The sequence below is a fragment of the Bradyrhizobium sp. 160 genome, assembly GCF_023073735.1.
Taxonomy (GTDB): domain Bacteria; phylum Pseudomonadota; class Alphaproteobacteria; order Rhizobiales; family Xanthobacteraceae; genus Bradyrhizobium.
Window position 1 is genome coordinate 561,634 of sequence record NZ_JADPKD010000028.1, and the last position, 21,272, is coordinate 582,905.

Annotated in this window: 18 protein-coding genes; 6 read left to right on the forward strand and 12 right to left on the reverse strand. The window is 63.7% G+C overall.

The features are described 5' to 3' along the window. Positions 1-179 precede the first annotated feature (179 nt). From IVA98_RS12215 to IVA98_RS12235, 5 genes are all read right to left on the reverse strand, one after another. Positions 180-1,799, reverse strand: a complete 1,620-nt coding sequence (locus IVA98_RS12215; protein WP_247354891.1) for an ABC transporter ATP-binding protein — start codon at positions 1,797-1,799, stop codon at positions 180-182. Between the two features lie 2 nt (positions 1,800-1,801). After that, positions 1,802-2,641: an ABC transporter permease gene (locus tag IVA98_RS12220; RefSeq protein ID WP_247281726.1), complete on the reverse strand. Its 840-nt coding sequence runs from the start codon at positions 2,639-2,641 to the stop codon at positions 1,802-1,804. Further along, the gene (locus IVA98_RS12225) at positions 2,638-3,609 is read right to left on the reverse strand and encodes an ABC transporter permease (protein ID WP_247308001.1); all 972 of its coding nucleotides are present in this window, start codon (positions 3,607-3,609) and stop codon (positions 2,638-2,640) included. The genes IVA98_RS12220 and IVA98_RS12225 overlap by 4 nt, the downstream gene beginning before the upstream one ends. A gap of 199 nt (positions 3,610-3,808) precedes the next feature. Continuing rightward, positions 3,809-5,359: an ABC transporter substrate-binding protein gene (locus IVA98_RS12230; protein WP_247308004.1), complete on the reverse strand. Its 1,551-nt coding sequence runs from the start codon at positions 5,357-5,359 to the stop codon at positions 3,809-3,811. Positions 5,360-5,629: 270 nt separating this feature from the next. After that, a complete protein-coding gene (locus IVA98_RS12235) occupies positions 5,630-7,180 on the reverse strand; it encodes a winged helix-turn-helix domain-containing protein (RefSeq protein ID WP_247308007.1) in 1,551 nt (516 codons plus the stop codon). Positions 7,181-7,314: 134 nt separating this feature from the next. On the opposite strand from IVA98_RS12235, the gene mddA reads away from it, so the two are divergent. Both mddA and IVA98_RS12245 read left to right on the forward strand, forming a co-directional pair. Further along, a complete protein-coding gene (gene mddA / locus IVA98_RS12240) occupies positions 7,315-8,100 on the forward strand; it encodes a methanethiol S-methyltransferase (RefSeq protein WP_247308020.1) in 786 nt (261 codons plus the stop codon). A gap of 85 nt (positions 8,101-8,185) precedes the next feature. Continuing rightward, positions 8,186-8,608: a GFA family protein gene (locus IVA98_RS12245; RefSeq protein WP_247308022.1), complete on the forward strand. Its 423-nt coding sequence runs from the start codon at positions 8,186-8,188 to the stop codon at positions 8,606-8,608. 53 nt (positions 8,609-8,661) lie between these two features. On the opposite strand, the gene IVA98_RS12250 is transcribed toward IVA98_RS12245, so the two are convergent. Beyond that, positions 8,662-10,221: a winged helix-turn-helix domain-containing protein gene (locus IVA98_RS12250; protein WP_247308025.1), complete on the reverse strand. Its 1,560-nt coding sequence runs from the start codon at positions 10,219-10,221 to the stop codon at positions 8,662-8,664. Positions 10,222-10,592: 371 nt separating this feature from the next. Between IVA98_RS12250 and pcaB the strand changes: the two genes are divergently transcribed. The 3 genes from pcaB to IVA98_RS12265 all read left to right on the forward strand — a co-directional run bounded on the left by pcaB (position 10,593) and on the right by IVA98_RS12265 (position 14,083). Further along, entirely contained in the window at positions 10,593-11,954 is a 1,362-nt protein-coding gene (gene pcaB, locus IVA98_RS12255) for a 3-carboxy-cis,cis-muconate cycloisomerase (RefSeq protein ID WP_247308028.1), read from the forward strand. Between the two features lie 109 nt (positions 11,955-12,063). Next, a complete protein-coding gene (locus tag IVA98_RS12260) occupies positions 12,064-13,320 on the forward strand; it encodes an aminopeptidase (RefSeq protein ID WP_247308030.1) in 1,257 nt (418 codons plus the stop codon). Positions 13,321-13,627: 307 nt separating this feature from the next. Beyond that, positions 13,628-14,083, forward strand: a complete 456-nt coding sequence (locus IVA98_RS12265; protein WP_247308033.1) for a cupin domain-containing protein — start codon at positions 13,628-13,630, stop codon at positions 14,081-14,083. 85 nt (positions 14,084-14,168) lie between these two features. Here IVA98_RS12265 and IVA98_RS12270 read toward each other — a convergent pair whose 3' ends face one another. The 6 genes from IVA98_RS12270 to IVA98_RS12295 form a co-directional block, all read right to left on the reverse strand. Further along, complete coding sequence (locus IVA98_RS12270; RefSeq protein WP_247308036.1) at positions 14,169-15,221, reverse strand: amidohydrolase family protein; 1,053 nt, start codon at positions 15,219-15,221, stop codon at positions 14,169-14,171. A gap of 110 nt (positions 15,222-15,331) precedes the next feature. Next, positions 15,332-15,853, reverse strand: a complete 522-nt coding sequence (locus tag IVA98_RS12275) for a hypothetical protein (protein WP_247308039.1) — start codon at positions 15,851-15,853, stop codon at positions 15,332-15,334. A 73-nt stretch (positions 15,854-15,926) separates the two neighbouring features. After that, complete coding sequence (locus IVA98_RS12280; RefSeq protein ID WP_247308042.1) at positions 15,927-16,871, reverse strand: EamA family transporter; 945 nt, start codon at positions 16,869-16,871, stop codon at positions 15,927-15,929. Positions 16,872-16,942: 71 nt separating this feature from the next. Continuing rightward, complete coding sequence (locus IVA98_RS12285) at positions 16,943-17,758, reverse strand: MBL fold metallo-hydrolase (protein WP_247308045.1); 816 nt, start codon at positions 17,756-17,758, stop codon at positions 16,943-16,945. Between the two features lie 107 nt (positions 17,759-17,865). Next, a complete protein-coding gene (locus tag IVA98_RS12290) occupies positions 17,866-19,392 on the reverse strand; it encodes a permease (RefSeq protein ID WP_247308048.1) in 1,527 nt (508 codons plus the stop codon). After that, the gene (locus IVA98_RS12295; protein WP_247308163.1) at positions 19,389-20,138 is read right to left on the reverse strand and encodes an ABC transporter ATP-binding protein; all 750 of its coding nucleotides are present in this window, start codon (positions 20,136-20,138) and stop codon (positions 19,389-19,391) included. Before IVA98_RS12295 ends, IVA98_RS12290 begins: the two co-directional genes overlap by 4 nt. A gap of 253 nt (positions 20,139-20,391) precedes the next feature. On the opposite strand from IVA98_RS12295, the gene IVA98_RS12300 reads away from it, so the two are divergent. Continuing rightward, positions 20,392-21,267, forward strand: a complete 876-nt coding sequence (locus IVA98_RS12300) for a branched-chain amino acid ABC transporter permease (RefSeq protein WP_247308050.1) — start codon at positions 20,392-20,394, stop codon at positions 21,265-21,267. The last annotated feature ends 5 nt before the right edge of the window (positions 21,268-21,272 follow it).

Genomic DNA, 21,272 nt, shown 5'->3' on the forward strand with positions numbered 1-21,272 from the left:
CGCTCTTATCGCGCTGCTGCAATTACCGCGCGAGCGGACGCCGATGACAGCTTACTCTTGCCGCACCGGCAAGGCAGTCTCTGCAAAGCAAATGCCGATCGACCAAATATGTTTCGCCGGCATCACGTGCAAGTTTTTGGAACAATCTTGCAGCTCGGCGAACTGGTCACGACCATCGTTCATGCCGCCGGCGCGCGCGCCTTCCGCCCCGGTACCGCCGCCAGCAGTTCACGCGTATAGGCGTGCTCGGGCGCGGCGAAGAGCTGCGCGGTCTGCTTGAGTTCGACGATGGCGCCGCGCTGCATCACCGCGATGCGGTCGCAGATTTGCGCCGCGACGCGCAGATCATGGGTGATGAACAGCACCGAAAGGCCGAGGCGCGCCTTGAGGTCTTCGAGCAGCTTCAACACCTGCGCCTGCACGGAAACGTCGAGCGCGGAGACGGCTTCATCTGCGACGATGATCTCGGGCTCGAGCGCGAGCGCGCGCGCAATGCCGATACGCTGGCGCTGGCCGCCGGAGAATTCGTGCGGATAGCGCTCGAGGGCGCCGGCGTCGAGGCCGACCATCCTGAGGAGATCGCGAGCGCGGTCGAACGCGACCTTCGGATCGGTGCCGGCCGCGATCGGGCCGTCGGCGATGATGTGGCCAATCTTGCGCCGCGGATTGAGCGAGGCGAACGGATCCTGGAAGATCATCTGGATGCGATGCCGTTCGGCGCGCAGCGCCCTGCCCGAAAGAGAGGTGAGATCGGTGTCGCCGATCCGCACCGTGCCGCGGTCGGCTTCGATCAGCCGCATCACGAGCCGTGCCACCGACGACTTGCCGGAGCCGGATTCGCCGACGAGGCCGAGCGTCTCGCCCTTGAGGATGTTGAAATTGACCTCGCGCGCCGCCTCGACGCGGCGGTCCTCGCGAAACCAGCCGCCCGACGTGACGTAGGTCTTGTCCAGTCCGTTCACCTCGACGGCGTGGGCCTGATCGTCGAGCGGTTTGCGCACCGGCGGGTCCATCGACGGCACGGCGGCGAGCAGCGCCTTGGTGTAATCGTGCTGCGGATCGTGGAAAACCGTCGCAGCGGGACCTTCCTCGACCACCTTGCCGTGTCGGAGCACCACGACCTGGTCGGCGATGTCGGCGACCACGCCGAAATCGTGGGTGATGAACATCACCGCCATGTTGCGGTTGCGCTGGAGATTGCGGATCAGATCGAGAATTTGTGCCTGCGTGGTGACGTCGAGCGCGGTGGTCGGCTCGTCGGCGACCAGCACCGCGGGCTCAAGCGCGAGCGCCATCGCGATCACGGCGCGCTGGCGCTGGCCGCCGGAGAGCTGGTGCGGGTAGGCGCGCACGATCCGCTCGGGGTCGGGCAGGCCGACCTCGCGCGCCAACGCGAGTGCTCTTGCGCGCCGCTCCTTCGGCGTGAGCAGGCCATAGGCCTCGAACATCTCCACGATCTGGTCACCGATCCGCATCAACGGATTGAGCGCGGTCATCGGTTCCTGAAAGATCATCGCGAGCCTGCGGCCGCGCAGATCGCGCCAGCCGTCGTCGCCCAGCTTGAGCAGGTCGCGACCTTCGAACTGGACCTCGCCGGAGGCGACCGACACGGTGTCCGGCAACAAGCCCATCAGCGCATGCGCGCACATCGACTTGCCGGAGCCGGACTCGCCGACGACGCAGACGATCTTGCCGGGCTGCAAATCGAGCGAGACGCCGTCGACGGCGAACGGACGCTCGGCGCCCTTGGGCAGCGCGATCCTCAGGTTCCTGATGGAGATGGCGGGCGGTGCGGTCATCGTCAGCGCCCCTCCCGAGAGAGTCGCGGATTGAGCGCGTCGTTGAGGCCTTCGCCGATCAAATTGAGGCCGAGCACCGAGATCAGGATGGCCACGCCGGGAAAGACCGTGATCCACCAGGCCTGGCGGATCACGGTGCGGCCGGCGCCGACCATGTAGCCCCAGGAGATCAGATTGGGATCGCCGAGGCCAAGGAACGACAGCGAGGATTCCAAGAGGATTGCGGTCGCCACCATCAGCGAGGCCAGCACGATCACGGGCGACAGTGCGTTCGGCAGGATCTCGCGCAAAATGATCCAGGTGTTGCTCTGTCCCGTGACCACCGCGGCCTGGACATATTCGCGCGTGCGCAGCGACAGCACCTCGCCGCGCACGAGGCGGGCGACCGGGGGCCAGCTCACCACCGCGATCGAAGCCACGATGGAATAGATCGAGGGCTGCAGGATCGCGACCAGCACGATCGCGAGCGCGAAGCTCGGAATGGTCTGAAAGAATTCGGTGAAGCGCATTAAGGCATCGTCGACTTTGCCGCCGAAATAACCGGCCATCGCGCCGATCGGCACGCCGACGATCAAGGCTACGAGCGTCGAGACGAGGCCAACGAGCAGCGACACGCGCGCGCCAAAGATCATGCCGGCGAACACGTCGCGGCCGAGCGCATCGGTGCCGAGCGGCACGGCCTGCAGCGTGAAGGGCGGCAGGAACGGCCGCTGCACCATGCGCCAGGGCGAGTTCGGGAACAGCATCGGCCCGAACACCGCGACCGAGATCGCAAGCAGCAGGATGACGAGCCCAATGACGCCGCTCGGGCTCTTCAGCATCGATTTCCAAAACTGTTTCATGAAGCGAATTCGATGCGCGGGTCGACCAGGCGGTAGACCAGGTCGGTGATGAGGTTGAAGATCAGCACCATGGCGGAGCAGATCACGAAGACGCCGAGCAGCAGGTTGTAGTCGCGTTGGAGTAGCGCGTCGTACATCAGCCGGCCGATGCCGGGCCAGGCGAACACGGTCTCGGTGATGACGGCGCCCCCGATCAGCGTGCCGGAATGCACGCCGGCGAGCGTCACGACCGGCAGCAGCGCGTTGCGCAGCACGTGGCGGCGCTGGATCACGGCGTCGGACAGGCCCTTGGCGCGCGCGGTCTTGACGAAGTCGAGCCGCTTTACCTCGAGCATCGAGGCGCGCGTCATGCGGGTGTAGGTCGCCATGAAGAACAGCCCGAGGGTCATCGCCGGCATGATCAGGTGCTTTGCGACGTCGATCGCGCGGGCAAGGCCGGTGAGATTGGCGCCGACCGTCTCGTAGCCGAAGCTCGGCAGCCAATCCATGGTGACCGAGAACAGCAGGATCCCCATCAGCGCCACCCAGAAGATCGGCATGGCGTAGAAGATCAGTGCAAAGACGGTGATGGCCGTGTCGAGGAAGGTTCCGGCAAAGCGCGCGGCGAAGGTGCCGAAGAGAATGCCGAGCACGAGCGAGATCGCGAATGCGGTCAGTGTCAGCAGCAGCGTTGCCGGCAGCCGTTCGCCGATCAGCTTTGCGACCGGCGCCTGCTGGCGGAAGGAAAAGCCGAGGTCGAGAGTGACGACGCCCTTGACGTAGATGAAGAGCTGCTCGGGCGTTGGCTTGTCGAGGCCGAACTTTTCCCGGAGCTGCTTGACGAAGATCGGGTCGCTGGCGCCGGCTTCGCCCGCCATCACCACCGCAGGGTCGCCGGGCGCAAGTCGGATCAGGAAGAAATTGAGGACGATGATCGCGAGCAGGACGATCACGCCCTTTAGGACACGCTGAGCGACGAAGGAGAGCATAATTAGATGGCGATCAGATCAGGTTGAACGCAGCGGCGATCGCGGTGCGCTCCCTCTCTCGCTTGCGGGAGAGGGTAGGGGAGAGGGTATTTCCGCAGAGAGGACACCGGGTGGAGAAAGCCCTCTCCCGCCGCGCTCTGCGAGCGCGTCGACCTCCGCCGCAAGCCGGGAAGGTGAAACAAGCGTGCGGCGTGCACCATCACTTGTCGAGCCATGCGTCCTTGAAGCCATCATTGACCCCGATCCCCGTGGTGATCAGGTTCTTGACCTTGCAGCGCATGATGGTCGGGAATTGCAGCTCGAGCATCCAGGCCACCGGCACGTCTTCGACCAGGATCTTCTGTGCCTTCTCATAGATCTCCTTGCGCTTGGAGTCCGGGGTCGCGACGGCGCCGTCGGCGAATAGGTTGTCGATCTCCGGGTTGGAGTAGCCTTCGACGTTATTGAAGACTTGGCCCTTGGCGATGGCGCTGGAGACGTAATTGCGTCCTACCCCGAGTGCGGGATCGCCGTACTGATAGAGATAGGTAAAGGCGATGTCATAGTCCCAGTCGCCGATCTTCTGGTTGCCGCCAGCAACGTCGGTGGCAATCGTCTCGATGTTGATACCGGCGTCCTGGAGGTTCTGCTTCACCGCTTCACCCCAGCGCTGCCAGGTTTCGCCATAGGCCAGCGGCAACAGGCGGATCTTCTCGCCCTTGTAGCCGGCTTCCTTCAGCAGCGACTTGGCCTTTGCCGGATCGTACGGGTATTTTTTCACGTCGTCGGTGTAATATTTGATGGTCGAGGCCGACGGGCCGGTCGCGACCTTGCCGAGCCCGTTCCAGATGACGTCCTTGGCGAAATCGCGGTCGATTGCATACATGACCGCCTGCCGCACCCGCTTGTCCGCGAGCGGACCCTGGCGGTTATTGAGCCAGAGCCAGGCCAGCGGGGAGAAGAACTCCCAGCCGGCACCGGTGACGCAGGTGTCTTTCAGCTTGGACAGCCGCGGCACGTCGAAATTCTCGACCGAGCCGCCGGGCAGCACGTCGACCTTGCCGGTCTCATACGCCACCGAGCGCGCCGCGGCGTCAGGAATGATCTGCCAGTAGATCTCGTCGAGATAGGGCTTGCCCTTCTCATGGTAGTTCGGGTTCTTGACCAGGCGGATGAACGAGCCCTTCTGCCACTCCTTGAACATGAAGGGACCGGTGCCGATCGGCGCGTTGTTGTAGGGATTGGTCTTGAAGTCGGTCCCTTCATAAAGATGCTTCGGCACCATCGGCATCGAGCCAACCTCGAAGATGCCGAGAAACGGGCCGAACGGCTGCTTCAGCGTAAAGACCACCGTGTAGTCGTCGGGCGCCTCGACCTTGTCGACCTGGGCGAGGTTGTTGCGGGCGCGCGCGTGGGTCTGCCTCAGCATCTCGACCGAGAACAGCACGTCTGCGGCGGTGAAGGGCTTGCCGTCATGCCAGGTCACGCCCTTCCTGAGCTTGAAGGCGTAGGTTTTCGCGTCCTCGCTTACGCTCCAGCTCTCGGCGAGCTCCGGCTGCGGCTCGAGCTTGGGGCTGTAGCGCAGCAGCCCCTCGAAGATGTTGCCCGACACCATCTGGGTCGGACCGTTCTGGACTATTGCAAGCATCAGGCCGGGCGGCTCGGGCTGGATCACGGCATTGATCACGCCTCCTGTTTTCGGCTCTTGCGCCGGCGCCGGGGCCGTGAGGCCGCAAGCCAGGAGGAGACCAAGCAACACTCGTTTCGGCATGTCTAAACTTTATCAAGCGAGGTCAGCCGGTAACGCTTCGCAACGTGCTCGCGCGCAAAGCGACGGCCGGCCCATCCCAGTCCCCATCCGGTAGCGAGGCTCACATAGTCTCGCTCGGCGCCGCAAGATGAAAGTCGCGACAACGTTCGCACAAAAAATGTACAGCGTGTCCTGTTTTGATTTATCTGCCGCTTATCGCTGTGTAGCGCTGATGTCGGTCGTTGGCCGACATGACCCGCGGCTAGCGACACAGCGTCGCGGGCAGGCCCGTCATCGCAACCCCGCCCGCCGAAATCCTTCCAGATAGTGATTGCGGTCGGCGTCATTGGCCCACGGCAGTTGCGTCGCGATCCAGTGCAGCGAGATTCCGGGCTGGGCGCGGCGGAGTTCGCTCAGCGCCATCTCTGCAAGCTTTGCGTCCCCGGTCATGCCGGCGGAGACCGCGAGCACGCGGTAGGCGCCGGTGAGGTCGCCGCGGTGCCGGATCGCCTCGCGCGCGAGCGCGATCGCCTCGTCATAGTGCCGGTCGGTAAAGCGCGCATAGCCTGCAATGCCGTGATAGATCGCCAGCGAGGGATCGCGCGGCGAGAGCCGGATTGCCGTCTGCGCCGCCTCGAACGATTCCTTCGAGCGTCCGGCATAAGACAGTGCCAGCGCGTAATAGCCCTGCGCCAGCGAGAAGTTCGGATTGAGCGCGAGCGCCTGCTCGAACTCGGACAGTGCGTCGGCCAGCCTACGTGTCGAGAACAGGACGCTCCCGAGCGCGGCATGCGCCCAGGCATCCTCATGGTCGCAGCGCACGGCAGCGAGCGCGGCGGCTTCCGCCACTGGCGCCACCGCGGCAAGCTCGGCCCAGCCGAGATGCACGCCGAACATATGATTTGCCGCCAACACCGACAGCGCCTGACCATAATTCGGATCGATTCCGATCGCGCGCTCCAGCAGCGTCCGGGCGGCCTCGTGATCCTGCCGCGTCACGCGCCAGTAGTGCGACAGTGCCCGCATCAGCAGATCCCAGGCGTCCAGGCTCGCAGGCGGCTTGCGGTGAGCGCGAAAATTTTCGGCCGCGTGGATCTGCGGCTCGATCGCCGCCACGATCGCGTTGGTGATCTCGTCCTGCACGGCAAAGACGTCGATCAGCTCGCGGTCGTAGCGCTCGGCCCAGAGATGGCTGCCCGACGTGGCATCGTTGAGCTGTGCGGTGATGCGCACCCGGTTGTCCGCCTTGCGCACGCTGCCCTCGACGATGTAGCGGACGCCGAGTTCCTCGGCGATCTGCCTGATGTGGACCGCGCGTCCCTTGTAGGTGAAAGACGAGTTGCGGGCGATCACCATGAACCAGCGCTGTTTCGACAGCGCGGTGAGGATGTCCTCGCTGATGCCGTCGCCGAAATAGTCCTGCGCGGGATCGCCGCTCATGTTCTCGAAGGCGAGCACCGCGACTGCCGGGCGGTCTGTGGCGGTGTGCGGCCGGGCAGAAACGGATATGGCGGGCGCAGGCGACGCCGCCACCTCTTCCTGGACCTCGCCGACGAAACGAAAGCCTTTGCGCGGAATGGTCTTGATCAGCCGCTGGGTCGCGCCGTCGTCGCCGATCGCCTTGCGCGCGGCGTTGATCCGGCTGTTCAGGGCGGAATCGGAGACGATGCGGTCGCTCCAGATCTGGCTGATCAGGTCATCCTTACTGACCACACGCGCGCGTTGAGCAACCAGATAGAGCAACAGATCGAACACCTGCGGCTGCAACGGCACGGCTATCCCGGCGCAGGTGAGTTCCCGCAGGTCGCCGTCGAGCACGTTGTTTTCAAAGCAAAATCGCACGTTTTGTGTCGTCTCAAGCAAAAATCAATGGCGTCTCAGGCGAAAATCAATTGTCGGCGAAAGTCTCAGGCCCGTCCGAAGCGCATGGTGGGGCGACCACATAGTGCCGATGTTTTGGCACAACGGAGCTTTCCATGTCTCAGATTGATCAGGTTCATTCGATCAGCCCGGCGGTTGCGGGCTCACGCATGTTCAAGTTCGTCGCCTTTCTGTACGGAATTGCGGCATATCTCGTGTTTTTCGTCACCATTCTCTACGCCATCGGCTTCGTCATGGGGCTGGTCGTGCCGAAGACCATCGACACCGGAACCGCCACGCCCCCGCTTGAGGCCGTCATCATCAATCTCCTCCTGATGACCCTGTTCGCCATCCAGCACAGCGTGATGGCGCGTCAGAGCTTCAAGGCCTGGTGGACGCAGTTCGTCCCGAAGCCGGTCGAGCGCAGCACCTATGTGCTGCTGGCGAGCCTGTCGTTGCTGCTCCTGTTCTGGCAGTGGCGGCCGCTGCCTTCAGTCGTTTGGGAGGTCCAGGATCCCGATTTTGCCGTGACGCTGGTCACGCTGTCCTTCGCAGGCTGGGTGCTGGTTTTCACCTCGACCTACATGATCAACCATTTCGAGCTGTTCGGCCTGCATCAGGTGACCAACCATCTCGTCGGCAAGGAAGCGGCGCCTGCGCGGTTCAAGACCCCGCTGCTCTATAAATTCGTTCGTCATCCGATCTATCTCGGCTTCATCATCGCGTTCTGGGCGGCGCCGGTCATGACCGCGGGCCATCTGCTGTTCGCCGCCGTGACCACGCTCTACATCTTCGTCGGCATCGCGCTGGAGGAGCGCGACCTCGTCGCTCTCTTCGGCGACGAGTACCGGCAGTACAAACAACGCGTGTCGATGCTTATTCCCTGGCGCAGATCGGTATAGTCTTCGCCTCGCGCCAGGCGTCCACCGAAAGGAGGACGCGTGGCTGGCCCGACCAGCAATATCGATCCCAATGGAGACGAGCAAAATGAAACATGTCGGAAACTGCTTCTGTGGCGCGGTCACGATCGAGGTCACGGGCGAGCCGGAGGCGATGGGCTATTGCCATTGCCGTTCTTGCAGGTCGTGGTCGGGCGGACCGGTGAATGCCTTCAGCCTGTGGAAGCCCGAGGCGGTGCGCATCACCGAAGGCGCCCAGAACGTCGAGACCTTCGCCAAGACGCCGCTCAGCCAACGCAAATATTGCAAGAAGTGCGGCGGTCATCTCATGACCAACCACCCGCCGCTCGGCCTGATCGACGTCTTCACCGCCACCATCCCCACGCTCGCATTTTCGCCAGGCGTCCACGTCAATTATGCGGAGACGGTGCTGCCGATGCGCGACGGCCTGCCCAAGCTGAAGGACTTTCCCGCCGAGTTTGGCGGCAGCGGCGAGATGATGCAGGAGTAGGACTTTTCTTGCCCTCCCCTGGAGGCCCCCAGGGGCCGGTAAGCTGTGGCGAGCTACCTCATCCCTGCGCGCCGCAGCCCTTCCAGGTAATGCGCGCGATCCTCGTCGCGTAGCATCGGCAGCTCGCGCGTGATCCAGGCAAGCGAAATGCCGGGCTGGGCGCGGCGCAGGCCGTCCAGGGCGGAGGCGGCAAGGGCCGCATTTCCCGATATACCGGCGGCGGCTGTCAGCACACGATGCGCGCCGACGAAATCGCTGCGTTGCCGCAGCGACTCGCGCGCCATCTGCACGGCTCCTTCGTAGTCGCGGCCGATGAACCGGGCGTAGGCCGCAACTCCACCATAGATCGCGGCGAGCGGATCGCGCGGGCTCAGCCGCAGCGCACGGCGCGCGGCGGCGTCGCCGTCCTGCCATCGCCCCGCGTAGCACAGCGTCACGCCGTAGAAGGCGTACGCCATCGCGAAATTCGGATTGAGCTTGAGAGCCAGATCGAACTCCGCCAGTGCGTCGTCGAAGCGGCGGCGGAACAGATAAGTATAGGCGAGGCCGTGATGCGCCCAGGCATCGTCGCGATCGGCCTCCACCGCGGCCAGCGCTGCGCGTTCGGCGATCGGCACGGTCGCAGCCATTTCCGCCCAGCCCATATGCGCACCGAAGATGTGGCTGGTCGCGAGCAGGCCCAGCGCCTTGCCATAGGCGGGATCGATCGCGATTGCCTTTTCCAGCAGCTCCTGCGCAGCGGCATTGTCCTCGCGCGTGATGCGCCAGTAATGCGACAATGCGCGCATCACCAGATCCCAGGCATCCAGGCTGCCCGGCGGTTTCTGCTGCGCGCGAAAGCTCTCGGCGGCGTAGAGCTGCGGTTCGATCGCCGCGACGATCGCCTCGGTGATCTCGTCCTGCACGGCGAAGACGTCGGCGAGCTCGCGGTCGTAGCGCTCCGCCCACAGATGGCTGCCGGTCGAGGCATCGTTGAGCTGCGCCGAGATACGCAGGCGCTCGCCGCTGCGCCGCACGCTGCCTTCGATCACGTAGCGCACACCGAGCTCGCGTGCGACCTCGTGGATGTGCACAGCGCGCCCCTTGTAGACAAAGGACGAGTTGCGCGCGACGACGAAGAACCAGCGCAGCTTCGACAGGGCGGTGATGATATCCTCGCTGATGCCGTCGGAAAAATAGTCCTGCTCGCGGTCGCCGCTCATGTTGGTGAAGGGCAGCACGGCGATTGCGGGCCGGTCGGGTAGCGCGAGCGTGGTCTGCGCCACCGGCGCCGCGGGACCGGGTTCCTGAACGGCCGCGCCGCGCTTTGCCTCGACGTCGCCAACGAAGCGAAAGCCCTTGCGCGCGATGGTGCGGATCAGCGCCTGGTTCGCGCCATTGTCACCGATCGCCTTGCGTGCCGCGTTGATCCGGCTGGTCAGCGTCGATTCGGAGACGCTGCGGCCGTGCCAGATCTTGTCGATCAGCTCACCCTTGCTGACCACCCGGTCGCGGTTCTCCATGAGATGCACGACCAGATCGAAAACCTGAGGTTCCACGGCAACGGGAACCTGCTCGCGGCTCAGCTCGCGCCGGTCGGTATCGAGGAGATGGTCCCGGAACAGAAATTGCACGTCGAAAACTCAGTCCTTCCCACGACATCGGGCAATACTAAAACCAAATGGATTTCGACTTGAAAATCTGTAAGTCCGCCGAAGGGGCTGTCAGGTTCACCACGATCGCGTGATGCCAGTTATGCTGTCTTCGGATGGGGAATACGACCTCGATAGAATGTGGAGGCTTGGCGCAGAATGCCGCTGGGTTAATCCGCAAGTGTAGCTGCGTCCGCAGTGTCGGACACTTCCCCAGCGTCGTCCTGGCGAATGCCCGGCGAATGCCCGTGGGCATCCGCCAGGACGACCCGGTCGTATGGCAGGCATTGTCGAATAGCATGGCCCGCGTAAGCTGCCTTCACAGAGAACACTCCAACCACGAAGAAATGCCCATGCCCGCTTTTCCCACTGGGACCACCGTGCTCGACTCCATGCTGTTCCGCGACGCCTTCGGCACGCCTGAGATGCGGGAAGTGTTCTCCGATCTCGCGCTGGTGGCGCGCTATGCCGAGGTCGAGGTGGCGTTGGCGAAGGCAGAGGCCAGATGCGGCGTGATACCGCAGGACGCCGCTGATCAGATCTCGGCCGGGACCAATGTTTCCGCGCTCGATTTCGATCTGTTGCGGCAGGAGACCGACATCGTGGGCTATCCGATCCTGCCGCTGGTGCATCAGATGGTGAAGCAGTGCGGCGAGTCTGGCCGCTACGTGCATTGGGGCGCGACCACGCAGGACATCATGGACACCGCGGTGGTCCTGCAACTGCGTGCCGGGCTCGAGATCGTCGAAAGGGACATTGCCGAACTGCGCCGGATTCTTGCAGACCTGTCCAAGCGTTATCGCGATACGCCGATGGCGGGCCGCACCCATCTGCAGCAGGCGCTGCCGGTGACGTTTGGCTACAAGACCGCGATCTGGCTCGCGATGTTCGACCGTCATGCCGAGCGTCTGGCGCAGTTGAAGCCGCGCGTCCTGGTCGGCCAGTTTGCCGGCGCTGCCGGCACGCTGGCTTCGCTCGGCGACAAGGGATTCGAGGTGCAGGAGGCGCTCTGCGCCGAGCTGAAGCTCGGCGTTCCCGCCTCGACCTGGCACGTCGCGCGCGACGGCTTTGCCGAGGCCGTGAACTTCCTGGCGCTCGTCACCGGCTCGCTCGGCAAGATCGCGCTCGACATCATGATCATGGCTTCGACCGAGTTTGCCGAGGTCTACGAACCCTTCGTCAAGGGGCGCGGCGCCTCCTCCACCATGCCGCAGAAGCGCAACCCGATCTCCTCCGAACTGATGCTTGCGGCGTCCAAGGCGGTGCGCCAGCATGCAGGCCTGATGCTGGATGCGATGGTGCAGGATTTCGAGCGCGCCACCGGCCCCTGGCACGCCGAATGGATGGCAATCCCAGAAAGCTTCGTGCTGACCGCCGGCGCGCTGCACCAGGCGAAGTTTGCGCTCGCAGGCCTCATCGTGGATGAGGCGAAGATGAACGACAATCTCGCCATCAGCCGCGGCCTGATCGTGGCCGAAGCGGTCATGATGGGGCTCGCGCCGCAAATCGGGCGGCAGGAGGCGCATGACATGGTCTATGACGCCTGCCGGCTCGCCAGTGAGAAAAGTCTGTCGCTGGCGGATGCGCTTTCATCCGACTCCCGCGTCTTGAACTGCATCGACCGTGCCACAATCGAGGCACTCACCTCGCCAAGAAATTACCTCGGCCTTGCGCCGGCCATGGTCGACCGGGTGTTGAAATCGGCAACGCGTTGAAAACCAACATGCGTGAAACTGCGTATCTTATCGCTGTCGCAAGGTGCTCGCGCACTTGCGCCTTGCGATCCTAGGCTTAGATTGAACGAGAGACGGCAGAGGGCCCCGTATGACTGATCACCGCAATTCCGCTTCTCCCATCGATCCCGCGAAACTCGACCGGCTGGCCGAGGTGGCGGTGAAGGTGGGGCTGGGTTTGCGGCCGGGGCAGGATCTTCTTCTGACGGCGCCTGCGATCGCGCTGCCGCTGGTGCGGCGGATCGCCGTGCACGCCTACAAGGCCGGCGCCGGGATCGTAACGCCGATCCTGTCGGATGAGGAGATGACGCTGGCGCGCTACCGCTTCGGTCACGACGATAGTTTCGATCGTGCTGCCGGCTGGCTGTATGAGGGCATGGCCAAGGCATTCTCGGACAACACCGCACGGCTCGCCATCGTCGGCGACAATCCGATGCTGCTGTCGGGCGAGGATCCCTCCAAGGTGGCGCGCGCCAGCAAGGCCAATTCCATGGCCTATCAACCGGCGCTGGAAAAAATCGTCAATTTCGACACCAACTGGAACATCATTGCTTACCCGAGCCCGTCCTGGGCCAGGCAGGTGTTTCCTGACGATCCTGAGGACGTCGCAATCGGCAAGCTCGCGGATGCAATCTTTGCGGCGTCCCGCGTCGACCGTGAAGACGCGATTAGCAACTGGGCGAGCCACAATGCGGTGCTGCGCGAGCGCACCAGCTGGCTCAATGGCCAGCGTTTCCGCGCGCTGCAATATTCGGGGCCGGGCACCGACCTCACCATCGGACTTGCCGATGGCCATGAATGGGAGGGCGGCGCCTCGCTCTCCAAGAACGGCATCAGCTGCAACGCCAACATCCCGACCGAAGAGGTCTTCACCACGCCGCATTGCCGCCGCGTCTACGGCCACGTCGTGAGCTCGAAGCCGCTGTCCTACCAGGGCACCCTGATCGACAACATCTCGGTGCGCTTCGAGGACGGCAAGATCGTCGACGCAAAGGCCTCGCGCGGCGCGGAGGTGCTGAATAAGGTGCTCGACACCGACGAGGGCGCGCGCCGCCTCGGCGAGGTGGCGCTGGTGCCGCATTCCTCGCCGATCTCGCAGAGCGGACTGTTGTTCTACAACACGCTGTTCGACGAGAACGCGGCGTCCCACATCGCGCTCGGCCAGTGCTACTCGAAATGCTTCGTCAACGGCGCGCAGCTCACGCCGCAGCAGATCGCCGCGCAGGGCGGCAACCAGAGCCTGATCCATATCGACTGGATGATCGGCTCGGCCGAGACCGACATCGACGGCATTCTCGCCGACGGCAGCAAGGTGCCGGTGTTCCGCAAGGGCGAGTGGGCGAAGTAACCTGCTTTACCTCTCTTGTAGGAGAGGTGAGCACGGTGGTTCGCTGTCAGAACCTCGAGCGCGAGGAGCCTCCATGACTCCCTCGATGGTCACGTTCGCGCATTTTGTCGCACCCCCGGAAAAGATGGGTTCACATAGGCCAATTGGCAGGAAATCACGGCGTTAACGCGCTTTGCGGCTTCAACTACGGTCGATTGTCGAGGCCTGCGTAAGGAAGAATTAAAAGCCGATCACTAGCGTTGCGAGGATCATTGAAACAATCCGGGCTCCGACCCGGTCAAACTTATTTCATTCCCTGAGGAAACAGATGTCGCGCGCCATGATTGAGATCGGCAGTTGCAATGTGGATCTGGAGCTGCGGCCGATCGAGCCGTCCTGGATCATCGAGGGTAACCCGGTGTCGCGCTCGCGCGTCCTGTCCACCAGCGCCGACGGCACGGCCCAAACCATCATCTGGGCCTGCACTGAAGGGCGCTTCAACTGGTACTACGATATCGACGAGACGATCATGATCATGGAAGGATCGATCGTGCTCGAAAGCGACGGTATGCCGCCGAAGCGCTACGGTCCCGGCGACGTCATTTTCTTCCGCGACGGCGCGCATGCCAAATGGCATGTCGAAGGGCACGTCAAGAAGATCGCCTTCTGCCGCAAGACCAATCCGGTGATGATCGGCCTTCTGATCCGTGTGGTCAACAAGCTCAAGAAGATGTTCACCTCCAGCGGCGAGCGCCGTCCAGCTTCGTTGATGGGCGCCGGCTAGAGCCCGAACAATACGTTTTCAAGGACGCTTCCCAGCGGCTACGACGGAAGAGGGGTCGGGATCAACATCCCGGCCCCTCTTCTCGTCACGACGGCAGTTCGAGCCGATAGAAATCGATCGCGGTCTGCGAGAACAGCGCCGTCTTTTCGGCCTCGCTCAGGGCCGCTGCGATGCGCTTGAAGGCGTTGAAGATCACGTGATAGCTGCACTGGCCCTTGTCCGGCGGGAAATTGCTCTCGAACATCGCGCGCCTCGGGCCAAATGCCTCGATGCAGGTTTCGACATAAGGCCGCCAGGCTGTGGCAAGCTCCTCGGATGATGGCGGCCTCTCGCGCAGATGGAAGTCATAGCCGAGCAGGCACATCGCGAGCCCGCCGAGCTTAACCACCACGTTCTCGCATTTCGCGATCTCGCGGATCGAGGCGCGCCATTGCGAAAACACCTCCTCGCGCCGTCCCGCAAAGCGGCCGACGCCGGCGGGGCCGCCACAATGGTCGAGCACGATTCTGGTGTCGGGGAAGGCGCGCGCAAGCTCGGTCAACTCCCCGATCTGCGGATGAAACAGCCAGGCATCGAAGCTGAGGTTCAGCGGCGCGAGGCAGGCAAATCCCTTGCGGAAGGTCGAATCCTGCAAAAGGCCCTTCGGCCGGTTCGCATACATGCCGGCGACGACGGGGTCTTCGTCCCAGGCCGAGGAATGCCTGATGCCGCGGAAGCGGCCGTTGCCCGCCGCGATCTCCGCTTCCAGCACCGGCTTGGCCGCGTCGCCCAGCAGCAGATTGGCGTGGCTGACGATGCCCGCACAGATCGCCGCCCTGCCGTAACCACCGCTCGCGCTCATCGCGGCGACGCCATTGGCGAACTCGACCTCGCCGACGGGCCGGAACGCCTCTGGCCCATGCGCACGATACATCGAGCGGCAATCGACGTAGACGGTTGCGACGACGTTGTGGCCGGAGGCGATGTCGGCCGCCATCTCCTCGATCAGATAGCGGTGCCCGCGATTCCAGAGATGGTGGTGAGGATCGACGATCGGCCGGGGCGCATCGATGATCTCCTCCTGGTGCTGCGCAAGCCAGTCCTCGCGCGGCTCGACAAACAGTCCGCTCGTATTGGCGGGCAACCCACTTGCGGCCATCGGCGTTCGCTCCCTCTGTTTTTGTGCTGAGAGCCTAACACCTCATTTCGTCACGCGGCAGCGCGCGTCATGCAACCGCACCCGTCATCGCGAGCACAGCGGCACCCTCGTCAGCCCTCGCGCCGCTTTGCTTTCACATCGACCATCAGCCGCCAGTCCGCTACGGCGGCCGGCCTGACCTCCCCGAGCCAGTGGAAGGAATCGTCGGTGATCTCCGTAAAGCTCCAGCGCGTCAGCTCACCGGCTTCGGTCGTGCCTTCCTGTACGATATCGTCGCCGCGCGGACGGCCGATCTGCTGGCGGAACACGCTGCGGCCTGGATCGAACCAGGAAATCCGCCACGCGGCAATGGTTGGGTCATAGACACGTAGCGTCGTGCCGTACCAATTGCCGGCGATCGGAAAGGCCGGGCTGCCGGCGGGACGAGGAATCATCCAGACGTCCTGCACGGCGCGCCCCTCCAGTACCCAGCCGAAATGGATTTCGCCTGACGCTGTGTGTTTGGTTCCATCGAGCCCGTGGGCGGTGATTTCGGCGTCCCAGTCGCCGACAAAACGACCGTAAAGCTGCAGCGCCGCCGCGTGCTCTGGGTTCGGTCCGTCCGCATGCAACAGTCTCGCAAAATCTGTCATGTCGATCTCCTCTTGCGACGAGATCAGCACGAACGTGCCTTAGTGACTTGGAGAAAATTGCCGTCCGCGGTCGTCAGGTCTGGCGTGGCGACAGATGCCTCACGCCGCGATCGGTCGCGTCGTTCGTTCGCCGGCTCGCTGAACGTTCCGCCAGCCAGATGACGATGATGGAGACAATGACGAGGCCCGCGCCAAGCAGCATCAGACGTGAAAATGGCTCGCCCAGTATGACAGTACCGAGCAGCACTGCGATCACCGGGTTGACGAAAGTGTAGGTCGATACGAACGAGGTCGAGACGTTTTCCAGTAGCCAATTGTAGGCGACGAATCCGATCACGCTGCCTGAGATGATCAGCCAAAGCGCCGCCGCAAGCGAAGTCAGCGAGACGTCGCTCGGCCTGAAGCTTCCGATCTCGCCGGTCAGCCAACTGATTGCGAACAACACGGCACCGCCGATCGTAAGCTGCATGCCCGACAGCAGGATGGCCGACGCCTGGTGCGACATGCTCCGGGACAGGACGGTCCCGACCGACCATGACAAGGCCGCAGCCAGGAGAAGGACGACGGGAAGAATGCTGATGCCGGCCTGCTCGACGTTCTGCCGCGCCACGAGGCCAACGCCGAAGAAGCCGGGCACGAGCGCCAGCAGGGCGAGGGGCTTTGGTCGCTGATCGCCGGGGAACAAGACATCGATCAGCAAGATCCAGAACGGGATGGTAGCGAGCACGATCGCTGCCGCGCCCGAAGGAATCGATTGCTGGGCATAAGCGAGCACGCCGTGGCAGCCGACGAAGAAGAGCAGTCCGCAAAGGCTCGCCCGCGCCCACGCCTGCGAGGATATGCTTGCGACCTGCCCACCGCTCATCGCCAATAGCGCAATGCCGCCGCAGAACGAGCGGAGCGCCATCAGCAAAAATGGCGGGATCGATTTTAGGCCCAATGTGATGGCAAAGTAGGTGGAACCCCACAGCAAATATATCGCGGTGAATGAGCCGAGGATAAGAAACCGTCTGCTCATGATTGCTCCGACCAAGGATGATCTTGAAGCAAACCAAGTCAGAGGACGTTCATGTGTTCCGGCTTCGCGCGTCAGACCCCGTCGAGGATGATCACCGTCGGCTTCGACGGCAGCGCATCCCGCGAGATCCGGAACGACCGCTCGATGCGCTGATCGATCTCGAACTGCTGGCCGATCCGGCGCATGAAATCGTCGAGCGGGGTGGCGAAGCGGTGCATCGGCAGCACCACCGAGGCGCGCAGCCGTTTGGTGATCTCGGAGATGCCGTCCAGTGACATGGTGTAGGTGCCGTCGATCGGCACCATCACGATGTCGAGCCGCCCGATCTGGGCGAAATGGCTGTCGTCGAGCTTGTGATGAAGATGACCGAGATGACCGATGCAGAGGCCGGCGACCTCGAAGATGAAGATCGAGTTGCCGTCGCGGATCATGTCGGCGCCAGAATCGTCGCCGAAATAGCGGCGGATGTCGGTGGTGACGTTGCGGATGAAGGTATCGCCGATGCGCTCCGATATAATCGCCGGCTTGCCATCCACGCCCCAGCCGTGCAGCACATGAGGAATGCGCTTGTCCGGGAATAGGGTGTAGTGCGTGCTGTGCGCACGGTTCATGGTGACGACGTCGGGCAGCGGTCCCACCTGATAGGCGCCGCTATAGTCGGTGGCGATGCGCAGGCCCCCGGGCGTATCGATGAAATAGGTGGAGTGGCCGGCATAGGTGATCTCGACCTCGGCTGAGCCGGCGGCCTGCCGGAACGCGACCGGCAGCGCGCGCGGCGCCGCGTTCGCCATCGCCAGACACTCGCTGAGTTGAGGTGGCTGTTGGGCGAGGGTAGGTGCGAGGGATACGCCGAACAGCACCAAAGCCGCCCAAACCAGTCGCCACATGCATCCGTCCCCGATGACTTCACGAGAAAGTCTAGCGTGCAATGCGGCGCGTGGCCAATGGGCTGCGATCAACAGCGCGTCAGTGTCGCACCTTTCGCTGGCGTGGCTTATTCACGCCGCGGGCTGAACTTCCAGGTGATGGCAATGAGGCTAGCTGTGATCAGGCCGCTGATGAGGCCGGCGATGGGGAGAGCGAGCAGCAGCGCCGCAGTCGCGGCCCAACCGATCGAGGAGAAGGCTTCGGCAAAAGTCGCAAGCCGCGAGGAGGTCTGGCGGCGGCGGAATTGGCTGCGCCGGGCCTGCACCCGGAACCAGAGCTGGATCGCGGTGGCGGAGGCCGCACTGATGATGATTGCGCCGGCGCTAATTGCCGCCTGGATTGGCGAGGCGAAGGCCAGCGCCGCCACCAGAGGGCAGAAGATCACGGCGGTCGCGATCAGCACCACCTCGATCTTGGCACGGATGACGCTGGATGGCGTCAGCGGCGCGGTCGCGACCAGGTCGGGCGCGTCCTCGCCCGAGATGGTCAGCCAGGCAAGCCCGCCGGCGAGCTGTCCGGCCGCCATTACGATGACAGGCGTGATCAGCGTCAGCGCTGCCGAGCTATCGGCAAAATTTCGCCAGAGCAGCAGCGCCGGCGGCACCAGATAGAGCAGCTGCATCAGGGTCTGCGAGATCAGCCAGGGATCGCGCCAGAGCAGCGAAAATTCCTTGCGTCGCAGCGCCTGCTGCCGCGATCCGCCGCGGAACGGGCGCTCCTTCGCGCGCACGCGGCCGGATGCGCCATACGCCGCCGCATCGATGGCAGTATCGGCAAAGCGGCCCGAAAAGATCGCCATGACGCTTCCGAGCAGCACGAGCCCGAGCGCGAGAAGCAGCAACAGCGCCTCGCAGTCGCCCATGGTCGCCCGCGCCGGCCACCACCAGATGCTGTCGACATCGGGCGCGTAGGCGGCGAGGCTACCCGAGGTCAGGATGGTGAAGCGCGACAGCGTGCCGTAGGACATGATCGCGGCGACCTGGAGCGCGATCACGAAGCCAGCGCCGATGACCGCGGCGAGGATCTGGGCGATCAAGCGCGTCCGCGCCGGCCCGATCAGCCGAAACAGGAGAATGGTGACGGCAATAGCGATCGCCGCCGCCGACAGGCCCATCGCGACCACGACGCCCAACGCGCTGAGCCATCGCGCACCGCCGCCGATCACCAGCACGTCGATGAAGGGCGTCGAGAACAGCAGCGCCATCACCGTGACGGTCAGCGCGATCGCGGCAATGCGGACCGAGAACAGGTTGGCCAGCCTCGCCGGCGAGGACATGATGAGGTCGAGATCGGCACGGGCGTAAAACACCCGTGTCACCGATTCGATCGCCTGCGACAGCATCAAGCTCCAGGCCAGAAAGATCGTCGCCGAGATCACGATCAGCGAGGACTTGTCGAGCGGCAGTTGCAGATCGGCGAAGCGGCCGATCACCGCCCAGGCCGGCACGTGCAGGAGTGCTGCGAAGAACAACAGGCCGATGAGGGCGGCGCGCGCTCGCTTGCGCTGGCCGCCGGTCATCATGGCAAACCATTCGCGCCAGGCGAGCCGGAGCTCGTGACGAGCGAACCAGGAGATCGCGGTCGCCGAGCTCATGCGGCGTCCGGAAACGTCACCAGCGCGATGAAAAGGTCTTCCAGGCTGGTATCATCATGGCCGTTCTGCCGGCGCAGTTCGTCAAGCGTGCCTTCGGCGACCAGATGGCCCGATGCGATCACGCCGATGCGGTCGGCCATGCGCTCGGCGACCTCGAGAATATGCGTGGTCATGATGACGGTGCAGCCGGCGCGGACGCGCTCGCTGAGGAGGCCCTTCACATGGCGGGCGGAAACGGCATCGAGCCCCGTCAGCGGCTCGTCGAGGATGATGAGGCGGGGATCGTGCACCAGCGCGCCGGCCAGCGCCACCTTCTGGCGCATGCCTTTGGAAAAGCCTTCGCAGCGTTCGTGCCGATGCGACTCGAGGCCAAGCGAGCCGAGAAGCTCCTGCGCAACAGGTTCCGAGCTGGACGGCGCGATACCCCAGAGACCGGCGACGAACTCGAGATATTCGAGCGGCGTCAGCTTGTCGTAGATCATCGGCTCGTCGGACACCCATGCCATCATCTGCTTGGCGGCGACCGGATTTTGGAGCGCATCGATGCCGAAGATCGAGACGCGTCCGGCATCGGGCCGCAGCAGGCCTGCAACCATGCGCAGGGTGGTGGTCTTGCCGGCGCCGTTAGGGCCGACCAGGGCATAGAATTCGCCGGCATGAATAGTGAGATCGAGGCCATCGACCGCCAAACGGTCAAAACGCTTCGTTAACCCCAGGACTTCCAGCGCCGAGCTGTCCGGCTTCATGACGGCCACACCATCCGGTTTTGCATCGTCCGCGACCATGACTTTAAGATGTTTCGGCACCGTGAATTTACGGCCGACAAATTCCGTCATCCTAAAGGCAAGTCACCGTTTGTTGACAGCGCTTGGCGGTTCAGGCTGAATTGGCCTCGGACAAATGGCGCTGACGCAGCGAAACGACTGCGTAGCGACTGGACACAAGATGCAACAAGGCGGTCAAGAAGAACCGTTGGTTGCGTCGGGAGGATGCGCGGCGATGCTGGATTTCGTTCAGCAGCTGGTCAGCGGTGTTGCGCTCGGCTGCGTCTACGGCCTGATCGCGCTCGGCTTCGTGCTCGTCTACAAGGCCACCGAGGTCGTCAATTTCGCCCAGGGCGACCTGATGATGCTCGGCGGTTTCTTCGCCTTCACCTTCATCGGCATGATGGGTCTGAACTACTGGATCGGCTTTGCCGGTGCCATAGCCGCCATGGCGCTGTTCGGCATGCTGGCGGAGCGCGTGGTGGTGCGGCCGATCCTCGGCTATCCACAATTCTCCATCATCATGGCGACGATCGGCCTCGGCTATTTCTTGCGCTCGATCGCCGGCATGATCTGGGGCACCGACGACTTGAAAATCGAGACCCCCTTCAGCCAGGGGGTGCTGCGCATGGGCTCTCTGGTCCTTGCCTACGACAAGCTCTCGGTGATCGCAGCAACAATGATCCTGTGCGCGCTGCTATGGCTGTTCTTCAACAAGACCACGCTTGGCACTGCGATGCGTGCCAGTTCCGAGAACATGCTGGCGGCCTATTACATGGGTATTCCGGTCAAGCGCGTGGTGTCGATCGTCTGGGCCATTAGCGCGGCGGTCGCCACCTGCGCCGGCGTGCTGCTGGCGCCGATCACCTTCATCCATTCCAATGTCGGCCTCGTGCTCGGCCTAAAGGCCTTTCCCGCCGCCGTGCTCGGCGGCTTCGGCTCGATCCCGGGCGCAGTCGTCGGCGGCGTGCTGATCGGCGTGATCGAGAGCATGGCCGGCTTTTATCTGGCCGAAGGTTGGAAGGACGTCGCACCCTATATCGTGCTGCTCGCCGTGCTGCTCTTGAAACCTGAAGGCCTGTTCGGTCTCCACGTCCGCAAGAAGGTCTGAACGCC

Bases quoted from the DNA above. Each gene is read 5' to 3' on its own strand.
- IVA98_RS12215 (WP_247354891.1), bottom strand. From the start codon at position 1,799: ATGACCGCACCGCCCGCCATCTCCATCAGGAACCTGAGGATCGCGCTG.
- IVA98_RS12220 (WP_247281726.1), bottom strand. From the start codon at position 2,641: ATGAAACAGTTTTGGAAATCGATGCTGAAGAGCCCGAGCGGCGTCATT.
- IVA98_RS12225 (WP_247308001.1), bottom strand. From the start codon at position 3,609: ATGCTCTCCTTCGTCGCTCAGCGTGTCCTAAAGGGCGTGATCGTCCTG.
- IVA98_RS12230 (WP_247308004.1), bottom strand. From the start codon at position 5,359: ATGCCGAAACGAGTGTTGCTTGGTCTCCTCCTGGCTTGCGGCCTCACG.
- mddA (WP_247308020.1), top strand. From the start codon at position 7,315: ATGTCTCAGATTGATCAGGTTCATTCGATCAGCCCGGCGGTTGCGGGC.
- IVA98_RS12245 (WP_247308022.1), top strand. From the start codon at position 8,186: ATGAAACATGTCGGAAACTGCTTCTGTGGCGCGGTCACGATCGAGGTC.
- pcaB (WP_247308028.1), top strand. From the start codon at position 10,593: ATGCCCGCTTTTCCCACTGGGACCACCGTGCTCGACTCCATGCTGTTC.
- IVA98_RS12260 (WP_247308030.1), top strand. From the start codon at position 12,064: ATGACTGATCACCGCAATTCCGCTTCTCCCATCGATCCCGCGAAACTC.
- IVA98_RS12265 (WP_247308033.1), top strand. From the start codon at position 13,628: ATGTCGCGCGCCATGATTGAGATCGGCAGTTGCAATGTGGATCTGGAG.
- IVA98_RS12270 (WP_247308036.1), bottom strand. From the start codon at position 15,221: ATGGCCGCAAGTGGGTTGCCCGCCAATACGAGCGGACTGTTTGTCGAG.
- IVA98_RS12275 (WP_247308039.1), bottom strand. From the start codon at position 15,853: ATGACAGATTTTGCGAGACTGTTGCATGCGGACGGACCGAACCCAGAG.
- IVA98_RS12280 (WP_247308042.1), bottom strand. From the start codon at position 16,871: ATGAGCAGACGGTTTCTTATCCTCGGCTCATTCACCGCGATATATTTG.
- IVA98_RS12285 (WP_247308045.1), bottom strand. From the start codon at position 17,758: ATGTGGCGACTGGTTTGGGCGGCTTTGGTGCTGTTCGGCGTATCCCTC.
- IVA98_RS12290 (WP_247308048.1), bottom strand. From the start codon at position 19,392: ATGAGCTCGGCGACCGCGATCTCCTGGTTCGCTCGTCACGAGCTCCGG.
- IVA98_RS12295 (WP_247308163.1), bottom strand. From the start codon at position 20,138: ATGAAGCCGGACAGCTCGGCGCTGGAAGTCCTGGGGTTAACGAAGCGT.
- IVA98_RS12300 (WP_247308050.1), top strand. From the start codon at position 20,392: ATGCTGGATTTCGTTCAGCAGCTGGTCAGCGGTGTTGCGCTCGGCTGC.